13 protein-coding genes and 1 other RNA gene are annotated in these 15,143 nt (G+C 32.8%); 7 read left to right on the top strand and 7 right to left on the bottom strand.

The genetic code is table 11. The annotated features are described in order from the left end of the window. Positions 1-21: 21 nt before the first annotated feature. A complete protein-coding gene (locus tag ACNQGX_RS08560; protein WP_417975488.1) occupies positions 22-528 on the bottom strand; it encodes a hypothetical protein in 507 nt (168 codons plus the stop codon). 118 nt (positions 529-646) lie between these two features. Beyond that, positions 647-1,486, bottom strand: coding sequence for a UDP-2,3-diacylglucosamine diphosphatase (locus tag ACNQGX_RS08555; RefSeq protein WP_417975487.1), 840 nt, complete (start codon positions 1,484-1,486; stop codon positions 647-649). 194 nt (positions 1,487-1,680) lie between these two features. On the opposite strand from ACNQGX_RS08555, the gene aroC reads away from it, so the two are divergent. From aroC to ACNQGX_RS08540, 3 genes are all read left to right on the top strand, one after another. After that, the gene (gene aroC, locus ACNQGX_RS08550; RefSeq protein ID WP_131915918.1) at positions 1,681-2,739 is read left to right on the top strand and encodes a chorismate synthase; all 1,059 of its coding nucleotides are present in this window, start codon (positions 1,681-1,683) and stop codon (positions 2,737-2,739) included. Between the two features lie 150 nt (positions 2,740-2,889). Continuing rightward, a complete protein-coding gene (locus tag ACNQGX_RS08545) occupies positions 2,890-4,176 on the top strand; it encodes a dicarboxylate/amino acid:cation symporter (protein WP_417975486.1) in 1,287 nt (428 codons plus the stop codon). Between the two features lie 250 nt (positions 4,177-4,426). Further along, positions 4,427-6,610: a tetratricopeptide repeat-containing hybrid sensor histidine kinase/response regulator gene (locus ACNQGX_RS08540; RefSeq protein ID WP_417975485.1), complete on the top strand. Its 2,184-nt coding sequence runs from the start codon at positions 4,427-4,429 to the stop codon at positions 6,608-6,610. A gap of 161 nt (positions 6,611-6,771) precedes the next feature. On the opposite strand, the gene ACNQGX_RS08535 is transcribed toward ACNQGX_RS08540, so the two are convergent. The 3 genes from ACNQGX_RS08535 to ACNQGX_RS08525 form a co-directional block, all read right to left on the bottom strand. Continuing rightward, on the bottom strand, positions 6,772-7,224 hold the full coding sequence (locus ACNQGX_RS08535; protein WP_417975484.1) for an Hsp20/alpha crystallin family protein: 453 nt from the start codon (positions 7,222-7,224) through the stop codon (positions 6,772-6,774). Between the two features lie 201 nt (positions 7,225-7,425). Further along, positions 7,426-8,679: a DEAD/DEAH box helicase gene (locus tag ACNQGX_RS08530; RefSeq protein ID WP_417975483.1), complete on the bottom strand. Its 1,254-nt coding sequence runs from the start codon at positions 8,677-8,679 to the stop codon at positions 7,426-7,428. A 140-nt stretch (positions 8,680-8,819) separates the two neighbouring features. Then, a complete protein-coding gene (locus ACNQGX_RS08525; RefSeq protein ID WP_417975482.1) occupies positions 8,820-9,851 on the bottom strand; it encodes a formimidoylglutamase in 1,032 nt (343 codons plus the stop codon). A gap of 106 nt (positions 9,852-9,957) precedes the next feature. Between ACNQGX_RS08525 and ACNQGX_RS08520 the strand changes: the two genes are divergently transcribed. Further along, positions 9,958-10,842, top strand: a complete 885-nt coding sequence (locus ACNQGX_RS08520; protein WP_131915924.1) for a hypothetical protein — start codon at positions 9,958-9,960, stop codon at positions 10,840-10,842. A 51-nt stretch (positions 10,843-10,893) separates the two neighbouring features. Here the strand turns inward: ACNQGX_RS08520 and hutI are convergent, their stop codons facing one another. Together hutI and ACNQGX_RS08510 are read right to left on the bottom strand one after the other, a co-directional pair. Then, positions 10,894-12,132: an imidazolonepropionase gene (hutI, locus tag ACNQGX_RS08515; protein WP_417975481.1), complete on the bottom strand. Its 1,239-nt coding sequence runs from the start codon at positions 12,130-12,132 to the stop codon at positions 10,894-10,896. Between the two features lie 11 nt (positions 12,133-12,143). Beyond that, on the bottom strand, positions 12,144-13,193 hold the full coding sequence (locus ACNQGX_RS08510) for a glutaminyl-peptide cyclotransferase (protein WP_417975480.1): 1,050 nt from the start codon (positions 13,191-13,193) through the stop codon (positions 12,144-12,146). 88 nt (positions 13,194-13,281) lie between these two features. On the opposite strand from ACNQGX_RS08510, the gene ffs reads away from it, so the two are divergent. The 3 genes from ffs (at position 13,282) to fsa (ending at position 15,077) form a co-directional block, all read left to right on the top strand. After that, an RNA gene (gene ffs / locus ACNQGX_RS08505) (signal recognition particle sRNA small type) lies at positions 13,282-13,379 on the top strand. Positions 13,380-13,528: 149 nt separating this feature from the next. After that, entirely contained in the window at positions 13,529-14,332 is an 804-nt protein-coding gene (locus ACNQGX_RS08500; RefSeq protein WP_417975479.1) for an SDR family oxidoreductase, read from the top strand. Positions 14,333-14,420: 88 nt separating this feature from the next. After that, on the top strand, positions 14,421-15,077 hold the full coding sequence (fsa, locus tag ACNQGX_RS08495) for a fructose-6-phosphate aldolase (protein WP_131915931.1): 657 nt from the start codon (positions 14,421-14,423) through the stop codon (positions 15,075-15,077). Positions 15,078-15,143 lie beyond the last annotated feature (66 nt).

Genomic DNA, 15,143 nt, shown 5'->3' with positions numbered 1-15,143 from the left:
TTAATATGTTTTCTAAAAATATTAGAATTGGTATCTAAGTCCTAGTGCAATATCAGAACCGTAATTGTTTTCGTAATATCCATTTCCTCCAAACTCAGGTCTGAAATCTAATGAAATTAACAAAGGAATGTCAAAATTGTATTCAATACCAATATCTCCAGCAGCAAATACAAACGTTTCATTAAATGAATTGTTGTCTCTGTCATCATAGCTGTAGCTTCCTACACCACCACCTACACCAGCATACCAGTTGAAACCACCATCAATGTTCCATACCCATTGGTACAAAGCTGCTAATTTTACTGCATTGTCATCAAAACCATTATTGTTATAGTTACTTCTGTTTCTCCAACCTAAATCAAGTTCAAGTCTATTGTTGCTTCCTAATGCTCTTTGGTAAGAAAGTTCTCCACCAAAACCATTATTACCACCTAAACGTAATCCCAATGCGTTTTTCGAAATGTCTTGTGCTTGTGCGGTAAATGCTAAACTAATTAACATTATTGCCGCTAAAATAATTTTTTTCATAAGTAAGTTTTTATAGATACAAATGTATAATTTAGCAGGATATGAAGTTTATAAAATTTTATATAAAAGTTATATAATTTACGTTTTTTTAGAATTTTGATACTTTTTTATATTGGCATTACATTAGGATATTTTGTTTAGTGAAAAGCGCTGAAGCCACTATTTGATTGCTTAAAATATCTTCCATTTCAAAAAGATTTTCTTCTTCAACATAGTTTGTTTCGGAATAGCTGTATAATTTCCAACGTTTTTTATTATATTCCAATGCGGTCAAGTTCTCCACCCAATCTCCTGAATTCAAATATAAAGTTGATCCGTTTTTGTTTTCTTTATGAATCATTTTCGGCTCATGGATATGCCCACAAATAACATAGTCATAGTTGTTTTCGATAGCTAATTCGGTGGCTGTTTTCTCAAAATCAGAAATGTGTTTTACTGCTTTTTTGACGCTTGCTTTTATTTTTTTAGAAAAAGAATACGGTTCTCTCCCTAATTTGGATAAACACCAATTGACAAAACGGTTTGAAAGTATTAAATAATCATATCCTAAACCGCCAAGTTTGGCAATCCATTTTGAATGTTGTACAGAAGCATCAAAAACATCACCATGAAATATCCAAGCTTTTTTGTCATCGAGATCTAAAACTAACTTGTCAACCAATGCGAAATTACCCATATTCATGTCGCTAAATTTCCGGAGCATTTCGTCATGATTTCCTGTAATATAGTAAACCTTAGTTCCTTTGGATGCAAAACTTATAATTTTTTGTATGACTTTTAAATGTGCTTTTGGAAAATAGGATTTTCGGAATTGCCATACATCTATAATATCGCCATTTAAGACTAACGTTTTAGGTTTTATAGAAGATAAATAATTATAAAGTTCTTTAGCATGACTACCAAAAGTTCCAAGGTGCACATCTGAAATCACCACTAACTCGACTTTTCTTTTTTTCAATGTATTTGAATTTGAAGTTTACCAAATTAATAGAATTATTAGCAATAGAAATGAAATTAAAGGTTAAGAAATCTAAGACAAGATTAAATTAATATCAATAAATGTGAAATGTTTCTTAAAACTTTATCCCGAAATCTCGGGATAAGCTTTTAAACTTTAAACTAAAATGGTACTTTTGTTCAAAACTAATTATAATGGCAGGAAATAGCTACGGAACACTATTTAGAATAACAACTTTTGGAGAATCACATGGTGAAGCATTAGGCGGTATAATAGATGGTTGCCCTCCTGGAATAACTATAGATTTAGATGCGATTCAATTTGAAATGTCAAGAAGAAAGCCGGGTCAATCGGCTATAGTTACCCAACGTAAAGAGCCGGATGATGTACAATTTCTTTCCGGAATATTTGAAGGTAAAACAACTGGAACGCCCATAGGTTTCATTATCCCGAATACCAATCAAAAATCAGACGATTACTCTCATATAAAAGATAATTACAGACCCAGTCATGCCGATTATGTGTATGAAAAAAAATATGGTGTTCGTGATTACCGTGGTGGTGGACGAAGTTCTGCACGTGAAACCGCCAGCAGAGTGGTGGCTGGAGCGGTAGCCAAACAAATGTTGCCAGAAATAAAAATCAATGCTTACGTTTCTTCAGTAGGTCCTATTTTTTTAGAAAAACCATACCAAGAATTAGATTTTTCAAAAACTGAAAATAATCCTGTTCGTTGTCCTGATGAAGCATCAGCGGTAATTATGGAGGAATATATTCGTGATATTCGCAAACAAGGGGACACTGTTGGTGGAACCGTAACTTGTGTGATTCAAAATGTGCCTATTGGTTTAGGAGAACCGGTGTTTGACAAACTTCATGCTGAATTGGGCAAAGCCATGCTTTCAATCAATGCAGTAAAAGGATTTGAATTTGGAAGCGGTTTTTGCGGAGCTAAGATGAAAGGAAGCGAGCACAATGATTTATACAATCCTGACGGTACTACTAAGACAAATCTTTCGGGAGGAATCCAAGGCGGAATTAGTAATGGGATGGATATTTATTTCCGTGTGGCTTTCAAGCCTGTAGCTACAATTATGCAAAAACAAGAATCATTGGATAACAAAGGTAATATTACCGAGATGACTGGAAAAGGACGTCATGATCCTTGTGTAGTGCCACGCGCAGTGCCTATAGTTGAGGCAATGGCAGCCATTGTACTTGCTGATTTTTATTTGATAAACAAAACCTATTAATACTAATTTTTGAAGCTTTTCCTGCTTTAATCTTTCCCTTGCTTGGCAGCAAACAAGAAAAACATATTGTTGTAAAGAAAATTTACTCAACACTTATGAAAATAGAAGAAAAATAATCAGGGCTAAGACTAAAACCTAACAATCAATTTAATGAATACCAAAACAACTAAAAAACCATCTTTTTTTTCAGGATTAACGGGACAAATATTAATAGCTATGGTTTTGGGTGCCATTCTAGGTATTATAATTCATAATTCAATTTCTGCGGAAGCAGCCCAAGGATTTAGTGCAAAAATTAAAATCCTCGCAACAGTTTTCATTAGATTAGTCCAAATGATTATCTCACCATTAGTTTTTACAACACTTGTTGTAGGAATTGCAAAACTGGGTGATATTAAAGCAGTAGGAAGAATAGGCGGTAAAGCAATGGGTTGGTTTTTTACGGCTTCATTCGTATCGTTATTATTGGGAATGTTTTTTGTAAACATACTTGAACCAGGAGTTGGGCTTAATCTATCAAACGTTGATTTAGCTTCAGCATCAGAAGTTACAGCAAAAACACAAAGTTTATCTTTTGAAAATTTTATAGAGCATATTGTTCCAAAAAGTATTTTTGAAGCAATGGCTACCAATGAGATTTTACAAATTGTAATTTTTTCTATTTTCTTTGGTTTAGCGGCAGCAGCATTGGGAGATTATGTAAAGCCTGTTACAAATGCTTTAGATAAAACTTCTCATATTGTTCTTAAAATGGTAAACTACGTAATGAAGTTTGCTCCAATAGGTGTTTTTGGTGCGATTGCCGGAGTATTCGCCGTAAGAGATTTTCAGGAATTAGCAATTACATATTTCAAATTTTTTGGTTCATTCTTAGTGGGGATTTCATCACTTTGGCTGGTATTAATTGTGGTAGGTTATATTTTTCTAAAAAGCAGGATGACTGTTTTGCTTAAAAGAATTGTGAGTCCTTTGATTATTGCTTTTGGAACAACCAGTAGCGAAGCAGTTTTTCCAAAATTAACGGAAGAATTAGAACGTTTTGGAGTAAAAGACAGAATCGTTTCTTTCATGTTACCACTTGGGTATTCTTTCAACTTGGATGGAAGTATGATGTACATGACTTTTGCCAGTATTTTTATTGCTCAAGCCTACGGTATAGATTTAGATTTAGGAACACAAATGACCATGCTTTTAGTTTTAATGCTTACCAGCAAAGGTATTGCAGGTGTTCCAAGAGCAAGTTTAGTAGTAGTGGCTGCAACCTGCGGTATGTTTGATATTCCAATTGAAGGAATCGCATTAATTTTACCAATAGATCATTTTTGCGATATGTTTCGTAGTGCAACAAATGTTTTAGGGAATGCCTTGGCTACATCCGTTGTTGGGCAATGGGAAGGTGATGATGAAAATGAAAATGAAGCTGTAATTTCAGAATAGTTGTAATTTTAAGTTTTTCCTGTAAATATATATTTAACCTGCTCAATTAGTTGAGCAGGTTTTTTTATGTTTAAAAATTAAATTGAAAACATTTTTTAATTTTACGGCTAGCAATCCTCTTTTTTGAATATCTATTTATTCTGTTTATTTTAATATATAATGTGTGTGTATCACTCCTTTTTTTATTAAAAAATGTATATTTGATAAACTCTAATTGTTTATGTATCATTTACGGATTGTTTTATTACTATTGTTTGTATTAAATTATTTTGGTGGTAATTCAATTGCACAGACAAGAATATATTCAAAGAAAGAAATCACTAAATTAACGGATCAAGCGTCCCAATACTTAAAGGATGCTAATTTTGAAAAATCTTTGGATATTTCTAAAGTAGCACTTCGTTCCGCTATTGACGCTAATGATTTATATGCTATTGCTATTTCCAATATTACAATTGCAGCGAATTATGCTGAGATGGCTGAATTTGATAAAGCCATATTTTTCTATAACAAGAGTCTATCCTATGCTGATAAGACGAATAATGACATTTTAAGAAAAAGGATAAATAACAATTTAGGTAATATCTATTGTTTTGAGAAAAAACAATATGTAGAAGGAATAAAATTTTATGAAAACTCCCTTAAGTACAGTCAAAAATTAGCAGACACTAATCAGGTTTTTATGACCAAACTTAATATTGCCTGGGCTTATTTTGATATTGGTCGTTTTGAAAAAGGTTTACCAAGTTTGGAATTCATCAATAAATACAATAAAAAATATGGTGATGAAACAACCATTGTAGCTTTAAATATGCTAAATGGAATGTATTATGCATACAAAGAAAACCATAATAAAGCGACATCATTTTTTTTAAATGCTATAAAATTTGGAAAAGCAGGAAATGAAAAGTCAGATTTGTCCTTTGCGCATCTAGAATACTCTAAATATTTACTGAAAAAAGGAGATCATAAAAAAGCATATGAAAATCTCGAACGTTATAATGTAATTACTGATGAACTCTACAATAAAGAAAAACTTAATAAAGCAAATGTAGCAGGAATAAATTTAGAATTAGACGAGTATAAAAGGGAAATAGATAAAATTGAAATTGAAAAAAAGGCTCAACTTCAAAGTTTAGAAAAATCTAAAACTATAGTACTGCTATTTATTATTATATTTTTAGTATTGTTGCTATTGCTCTATTCTTTATTCAAAAATAATAATTATAAGAAGAAAACGAATGTTGAGCTTTCTGAAACAAATAGGGAATTAATAATTGCCAAAGAAAAAGCAGAAGAAGCATCAATACTAAAATCACAATTTGTCTCTACAATCAGTCATGAATTAAGGACTCCTTTATATGGAGTGGTAGGAATTACAAATATGTTGTTAGATGAGCATAAAGAATTAGCTGATAGTCCGCATTTGAGTTCTCTTAAATTTTCAGCCAGATATTTATTGTCACTCGTTAATGATGTTCTTCAAATTAATAAAATTGAAGAGAACAGAATTATTCTTGAAAATTCGACTTTTAATTTATCTGATGAAATTCACATGATAAAAAATTCATTATCATTTATTGCAAAAAATAATAATAATTTTGTCATCGTTAAGATAGACCCTACGATTCCGGAATATTTAATTGGAGATAAATTAAGACTTTCTCAAATAATTATTAATTTAGTGAGTAATGCCTTGAAATTCACTAAAAACGGAGAAGTATTTATTACTATAAATTTAGTAAAAGTTGTAAATAAATCACATTCTCTGGAGTTTAAAATAAAGGACAATGGGATTGGTATAGCAGTTGAAGACCAAGATAAGGTTTTTGAAAAATTTGTGCAAGTTGGAAGAAAAGAAGAAGATTATCAAGGTACAGGTTTAGGTTTGTCTATTGTAAAGCGTTTGTTAGAATTATTTGGAAGCGATATTTCATTGGAGAGTACTTTGGGTCTAGGAACTGAATTTACATTTACGATAGCATTTGAATGTAATACTGATAAAACAAATGATATAATAAATAATATTCAGGTTGATTTATCTTCAAATAAACTATTGAAGATATTAGTAGTGGAAGACAATAAGATTAACCAAATTGTTACTGAAAAAATTCTCCTAAAAAATAATTATTCTTGTACTCTCGCTGATGATGGATTCCAAGCTATAAAACTATTAGAAGAAAAGGATTTTGATATTATATTGATGGATATTAATATGCCTTTGATTAATGGTTTTGAAACCTCTAGAAGAATTCGTCTCAAAGGCATAGAAACCCCCATTGTTGCATTAACGGCTTTTCATAAAGAAGAGATTATAGAAGAAGCTCTTTCAGTAGGAATGAATGATATTATCGTAAAACCTTTCGACCCAACAAAATTATTTGAAATTATCAATATCCTTATTTCGGAAACTAAAAACACGATTGAAGTGTAGTGTTTTTTTAGTTTTGATTAGAGTCCTATCAGCGTTTTTTATGTTATTAACAACAAAAAGTGTTTTAGGAATAATGTTAAAATCGTTAAACCATAAAAAAAACCTTATATCAGGATCTAAATGGTTTAACGATTTTAATATAAATACATCAAAAGTTTTTTTTATTTAATGGCAATAGTTTTATGCGCTTTTTTCATGCTGCCCTCTTTTTTTGCAATGGTAACATGTAGAATACCATCTTTGTAACTTGCCTCTACTTTGTTTTCATCTATGTATTCAGGAAGACTGAAAGATCTGCAAAAAGATTGATAATTAAACTCTCTTCTATAATAATTATCTTTTTTTCTTGTTTCCTCTTTTTCCTCTTTTCTCTCTGAAGATATCATAAGCATGTTGTTGTCAATTTCAACTTTGAAATCTTCTTTTTTCATGCCTGGGGCAGCCAGATCAACTTCTAATTTATTATCTGTTTCTTTTAAGTTTACTGAAGGTAAGTTACTGCCTATAGTAGAAAAATTTTTATCAGACCAATCAAATACATCCTTTGAAAAAAAATCATCAAAAAGGGTATTCACTGTTGGAAATGAGCTGTTTCTTTTAACTAAAGTTCCCATGATTTTGTATTTTTAAATTATTTAGAATAATGATATCAAGTGATATAAAATAAATGATAACAAATTTAATAAAATCTTTATTTGCTTAAAAACAACTAACATATAATTAACTCAAAATAAGGCTTTTATGTATTAAAAATGCCTTTTGTTTTATTGACAAAAGGCATTTCTTACAGATAAAAATTAAAGAGTGGTACCTAATTAATACCAGCGTTTTTTATTTTGTTTGGAAACTTCTGATTTTCTCGATTTGTGAGCTCCACCACTACGGTTTGAATTTTTTTGTTGAGATCCAGGAGCCGTTTCCGGGCTTCCGGAATGCCAAGGATAAGGATGGTCATTTACGGTTTTTACATCCACTTTTATTAGTTTTTGGATGTCTTTCCAATAGGTATGTTCGTCTTTACTGCAAAAAGAAATTGCAATACCTCCATTTCCCGCACGACCGGTTCTACCAATACGGTGAACATAGGTTTCAGGAATATTGGGTAAATCAAAATTAATTACAAAAGGCAATTGGTCAATATCAATTCCTCTGGCTGCAATATCAGTAGCTACAAGAACACCAATTTCTTTGTTTTTGAAAGCGTCCAAAACGCGTTGTCTTGCATTTTGTGATTTGTCACCGTGAATGGCTTCTGCGGCAATATTATTTTTTCGTAATGCTTTTACAACATTATCAGCGCCGTGCTTGGTTCTTGAAAAAACCAAAACATCGGATAGATTTTCATTTTTAATTAAATGATAGAGTAAATTTCTTTTTTCTGTTTTTTCAACAAAATAAACACGTTGTTCTACATTTTCGGCTGTAGACGAAACTGGCGATACGGTTACTGTTGCTGGATCAGTTAGAAACATTTCGGCTAATTCCCGGATAGCCATTGGCATTGTAGCTGAGAAAAATAGTGTTTGTCTGTTTTTTGGCGTAAGCTTTACAATTTTCTTTACATCATTTACAAATCCCATATCAAGCATTTGATCTGCTTCGTCAAGAACCAAAGTGTGCAAGTGATCTAAATCAATAAAACCCTGTTTGTGTAAATCAAGCAATCTTCCCGGTGTCGCTACCAAAATATCCACACCATTTCTTAAGGTATCCACTTGCGGATTTTGTGAAACGCCTCCAAAAATAGTAAGTTGAGTCAGATTTGTGTACTTACCGTATGTATCAAAACTTTGCCCAATTTGGACTGCTAATTCTCGGGTTGGAGTAACTACTAAAGCACGAATTTGTTTGGCTTTTTTTGAAGAACCCACAATTCGGTGTAATTGATGTATGATTGGAATAGCAAACGCAGCTGTTTTTCCAGTTCCGGTTTGTGCGCAACCTATTAAATCTCTTCCCGCTAATACAATAGGGATAGATTGTTCTTGAATAGGAGTGGGGTTAAGGTAGCCTTGTTCAAATACGGCTTTTTGTATACTTTTTGAGAGCGATAAATCTTCGAATAACATATTTTTGGTATTAAATATCTTGTATTAAGTACATAGATAGTGTCGCAAAGATAGTATTATTATTTTTGATGAATGTTTATATGGTATTCTAGGATTAGAATTTGCGGAATTTAAATCCAGAAATTCATCAATAAAACAGGCTACATCGTATTAGATTTAATAAAATCAGTTACTAAATACCCAATAAGCTTTCCTACTAAATGGTTGTTTTTTTCTTCGCCTAAATCAGGTGCGCCTTCGCAAATATGTAAATACCCTGCATTTTTATTTTTTGCAAAAAAGGATATAAACTGGCGAAGTTGTTCGACTGAGAAACCACTCAATGTCATGGCACTGCTGGCAATGTTTGGAATTGAATCTAAATCAATCTCGATTCCGAAAAAATCATCATTTACAAACTCTAAGGCTAGATCCATTTCTTGATTAAACTCTTTTTCTTTTCTAATGTTTAAGCTATCATAGGTATTGTAGCGTACGCGATCTTCTATTTTTTTAATGATGTCCAAAACACTCTTGGAAGTGTAATTTTCGTGTAAACCAAAAATAAAATATTTTTTTAAAAAACCTTCCTCATAAGCATATGAAAAACCATTACCGCTGTGACGTCCTTCTAAAATTCTAAAATCAGAATGGGCATCAAAATTTATAGCATTAATAGGTTTGCCTTTTGCGAGTGCAGATCCTTTTATGTTTCCGTAAGAATTATTATGGCCACCACCTATAACTATAGGAATTTTGCCCAACTTTACAATGTTGAAGATTATATGGGAAACTTCTTTGTCAATTTTTTCTACTAACTGACTTAATTTGGATCGATCATCAATATCATTAAAATCCAAATGTTCTACTTCTCTCATTTCGGCACTAACATTCAACTGGCCTAATACAATAAGTTGGCTTCCTTTACAAAACCGATTATGCTGAATATTAGCGATACTTTTAATGGCGCTATCCCAAGCAGATGCGGCGCCAGGCCTGCCAAAATTAGCCCTTATACCTATGTCTTCCGGAATTCCAAACAAGACATATTTTGCCTCGCAAGTTTTTAGAAAATCAACAGGATCGGTCTCTTTTGGAACGGTTATCATTTTTTCTCCAAATTTTATTTCGCCACTTCTGTGGTTCGTAATTTTTGCAAGATCTTTAATAGTAAATGGGATGATTTTTTCCATCAAAAAAAATATTTTTTTCCCAAAAATAATATAATTACGTTAACTTACGTTATTACGTGGTTATATATTGTTAAATTTGTAAAATAAATTAAATTAAATTAGAAAGATGGAAAATCAAAAAAGCAGTTCAAGTCTTAAAGCGGTTGTAGCAGTATTAGCTATTTTATTAGTGGGAAGTTTAGTTTATATTTTTAAAATGACTTCTGACACAGAGATCGTAAAAACAGAATTGAAAACCACAATGACTGAAAAAGAATCAGTTATGAAAGACTTACAAGAATTAAAGTCAACGTATGATGCTGCAATTGCAGAAAACACATCAATGTCTGATGAATTGATTCAGGAAAGAGATAAAGTGGTAAACTTAATGTCTGATTTGAGTAAATCTAAAGGCGATGTAGCTTCATTGTCAAAATACAAAAACCAATTCAATGCTTTGCAAGGAAACATGAAGGTTTTAATGGCTGAAAATGATGGGTTGAAAAAGGCAAATACAACACTTACTACGCAACGTGATAGTACGGTTGTGGTATTAGGAGAGACTAAAAAGAATGTAGAAGCATTAACTGGTCAAAATGAAGAATTGGCAAAAGCGGTTGAAATTGGTTCAAAATTGACGGTTTTAAACACTAGAGGATCTGCTTTTAAATTAAGAAGTTCTGGTAAACAAATCGAAACTGATAAAGCGAGCAGAGCTGACGTTCTTAGAGTTAATTTTACAATTGCTGAAAATCAAATTGCTAAATCTGGTGATAAAACATATTATGTTCAAGTAATTGACAGTAAAAACAATGTTTTAGGCGATAAAAAAACGGAGACTTTTGGAGAAAATACTTTAACATACAGTTTTTTAACGAATGTTAAATATGAAAACAAAACAATTCAAGTTTCTGAGGATTTAAAAGGAAAAGATTTTGCTAAAGGAACGTATTTTATCAATATTTTTGATAGAGATATATTGGTTTCTAAAACAAGTTTTGTTTTAAGATAAGAGCAGGCAATAGTACAAAATAAAAAAGAGGAACGTAATGTTCCTCTTTTTTTATGCAAAAATTTCACCTTCGATCAATACAGTGTCAATTAGATTACTGCCAAAAGCATACGGTAATTGATAGTAGGATGGAATAGGTTTTGTTAGTATTAGATTTGCTTTTTTGCCAACAGTTATGCTTCCGTGGGTTTCTGAAATTCCCATTGCGTAGGCTCCGTTTATAGTGGCGGCATTTATGGCTTCTTCGGGAGTCATTTTCATTTTGATGCAAGCGGTTGCCACTACAAAATTCATGTTTCCCGATGGAGTAGAACCAGGATTGTAATCGGTTGCGAGAGCGAGAGGAAGTCCGGCCGCTATCATTTCTCGTGCTGGTGTATACGGAATACTTAAAAAATAGGAACACGAAGGCAAAGCGACAGGCATTGTTTCGGTGTTTTTTAAAGCTTCAATATCTTCCGGTTTCATAACTTCTAAATGGTCTACAGAAAGGGCATTGTATTTTACTCCAGCTTGAATTCCTCCAATGGAGTTGAACTGATTGACATGGATTTTTGGCTTTAAGCCAAATTTAATTCCAGCTTCCATGATTTGTTGGGTTTCATCAACAGTAAAATAACCGGTTTCACAAAATGCATCGATGAAGTCTGCCAGTTTATGTTTTGCAATTTCAGGAAGCATTTCGTTGATGATTAAATCTATATAACCTTTGTGGTTTGTTGCATATTCCAATGGAAAAGCATGAGCTCCAAGAAAGGTTGCTTTTATAGTTATTGGATAGTTTTGAGCTAATCGTTGAATCACGCGAAGCATTTTTAGTTCTCCTTCTATTGTCAATCCATATCCCGATTTGATTTCAACGGCTCCGGTTCCTAAACGCATGACTTCTTCGAGTCTAGCTTTGGATTGGTTGTAGATTTCTTCTTCAGTCGTTTCATTCAATTTTTTAGCTGAATTTAAGATTCCACCGCCACGATTGGCAATTTCTTCATAGGTCATGCCATTGATTCGATCTACAAATTCCTGTTCGCGATTACCGGCATATACAATATGCGTATGACTGTCGCACCAAGAGGGCAAAACCATTTTTCCGGTTGCATCAATCGTTTTGTCAGCATGTATTGGAGGTAAATTCTCCATAGAACCAAAATCAGCAATTATATTGTCTTTAATTACTAAATAGGCATTTTTGATCGTTGGAAGAATAGGCATTTCTGCGCCGGAAACTTTAGAAACTGATGTTTCCCGAACCTGAAGTAATTCTTTGATATTTATAATTAGCGTTGTCATTTATATAAAAATTATTCTGAAACTTTGATTTCAAACATTTTATCCCAGTTTTTACCGGTTACAAAAATGGTTTTTGTTTTAGGATTGTAGGCAATTCCGTTTAAAAAGTCGTCTTCGGTAACTTTTACTAATTTTCTTAAACTAGACAAATCTAATACCGCTTCTACTGCGCCATTTATAGGGTTTATGATAGCAATTGCATCTTTTTGCCAAATGTTACCATAGATTAGACCATTAATCCACTCCAGCTCGTTTACACTTTTTATTTTAGTACTAGTTGTATAAACATTGATATTGTCTACTATTTTAAGTGTTTTTGGATCCATTTTCCAAATTTTTTCGGTTCCATCTGATTGGTATAAGTATTTACCGTCATTTGTCAACCCCCAGCCTTGAATGTCTTTATCATAAGTAAAGGTTTTTTCAAGTTTTAAAGTGTTTGCATTATAGATAAAACCTGTTTTTTCGGTCCATGTCAATTGAAATATTTGATCATTCAGTATAGAAATTCCTTCTCCAAAATAAGCTTTATCTAAATCAACTTGTTTAAAGATTTTTCCTGTCTTATAATCGTATTTTCGGAAATGAGATGTTCCATTTTGTCCCGTACTCTCATATAAAGTGTCTTTGTAGAATTCTAAACCTTGGGTGAAAGAAGCCGTGTCGTGAGGATACGTATTGACAATCGTATATTTTAATAATTTTGGATGAATATTAGAAACTAATTCCACTCTTGTGGTAGCTTCTGAGTTTTGTCCCTCATAATAAACTAAAGCCTTTAGGTTTTGGTAGCCTAATTTTTGATTCTTTAATTCAAAAGTGAATGCACCAACTCCCTTTTTTGAACCAATTTTTTTATCATTTACATAGTAAATAATGCTGTCGATAGTTTTTGAATTGGAGTTCAAAATTTCCAAAGAAAGCGCTTCTTGAGGCTGGTATTGCTCCTTGAATTTAGAATTATCAAAGGTAAATAAAGAATTTTCACCTTTTTTTGTATCTCCACAATTAACCAGTAAGGTTTCTAATAAAATGATAGATAGTATGTTATAGTTTTTCATAGTGTAAAATTTGAATACCCCAATATACAACGTTATTTTAATAGGTGCAAAGCACTTGCAAAAATATAAAAAGTTTGTATATTTGCACCGGCAAGTCCTACACGACCAGCTCCTGCAGACTCCCCCAGGATGGGAACATAGCAAGGGTACGTGGTTGAGCGGTGCGATGTAGGTCGCTTGCCATTTTTTTATTTCTTACAAAAGTAGTCTTCCTTCGGGAGGATTTTTTTATTTTTGGACAATTCTAAGTAAGAGGTTAGGAGTTAAAGGTTAGGAGTTGGAGTCCATAACCCATTAATTCATAACCCATTAATTCATAACCCATAACTATAATAATGAGTAAAGTAGTTCTAATTACAGGAGGTTCATCGGGAATAGGAAAATCTATTGGCGAGTTTTTACATCAAAAAGGTTTTGTTGTTTATGGAACAAGCAGAAATCCGGAACGAGTTTTAAATTCGGTTTTTCCATTGGTCGCTTTAGATGTTCGGGATACGGATTCGATTCATACGGCTGTAGCCAAAGTAATTGCTATTTCAGGAAGATTGGATGTTGTAATCAATAATGCAGGTGTTGGAATTACTGGACCGCTGGAAGAAATTCCAATGCATGAAATCAAAAATAATTTTGAGACTAATTTCTTCGGTCCAATTGAAGTGATGAAAGCGGTGTTGCCACAAATGCGGACACAACAATCGGGATTGATTATTAATGTTACTTCTATTGCCGCATATATGGGTTTGCCATACCGAAGTGTTTATTCAGCTTCTAAAGGTGCTCTTGAACTTATAACGGAAGCGTTGCGCATGGAAGTGAAATCCTTTGGCATTCATATTACGAATGTTGCTCCGGGTGATTTTGCTACAAATATTGCTTCGGGACGTTTTCATGCTCCAGTCATAAAAGGTTCTGCTTACGAAAGCCCTTATGGAAATACATTAAAAACTATGGATGAACATGTGGACAGTGGCAGTAATCCTTATGAAATGGCAGAAGCGGTATATAAAATTATCCAAACTCCTGAACCTAAAATTCATTATAAAGTGGGTGCTTTTATGCAAAAATTATCAATTGTATTGAAGAGAATTTTACCGGATAAAGTATATGAAAAAATGCTTATGAATCATTATAAGTTGTAATTTTGCACCGAATTTAGAACAAATCCTTTCAGGGTTTTAAACCCTGAAAGGATCAAAATTATAAAACACACAATTAAATAGATATATTATGAAGTTTTTTATTGACACGGCTAATTTAGCTCAAATTAAGGAAGCACAGGCATTAGGCGTTTTGGATGGCGTTACTACAAATCCAACATTGATGGCAAAAGAGGGAATTACGGGTAAAAATAGCATTTTGAAGCATTATGTTGATATTTGTAATCTTGTTGATGGAGATGTAAGTGCCGAAGTTAATGCTTTGGATTACGACGGAATGATTAAAGAAGGTGAAGAATTAGCTGATTTACATGAGCAAATCGTGGTAAAATTGCCTATGACTAAAGAAGGAGTTATGGCAGCTAAATACTTTTCTGATAAAGGAATAAAAACGAACGTGACTTTAGTATTTTCTGCTGGTCAGGCTTTATTGGCTGCAAAAGCTGGAGCTACTTATGTTTCTCCATTCATTGGTCGTTTGGATGATGTATCTACAGACGGTTTGGCTTTGATTGAAGAAATCAGATTGATTTATGATAACTACGGTTATGAAACTCAAATTCTTGCTGCTTCAGTTCGTCACACGATGCACATTGTAAACTGTGCAAAAATTGGTGCTGACGTTATGACTGGACCACTTTCTGCAATTTACGGATTATTGAAACACCCTTTGACTGATATTGGATTGGCACAGTTTGTTGCTGATTTCGAGAAAGGAAATAAATAGATTTGAGATTGCAGATTGCTTCGCCTGTTCGCCTTTCAGGCTCGGGTAACGATTTCTGATTTTAGA

Origin of the sequence: Flavobacterium glycogeni (genome assembly GCF_048286775.1) — a bacterium.
Classification (GTDB): domain Bacteria; phylum Bacteroidota; class Bacteroidia; order Flavobacteriales; family Flavobacteriaceae; genus Flavobacterium.
The sequence above is the reverse complement of the archived record's forward strand: the minus strand, read 5'-3'. Positions and strand labels throughout refer to the sequence as shown.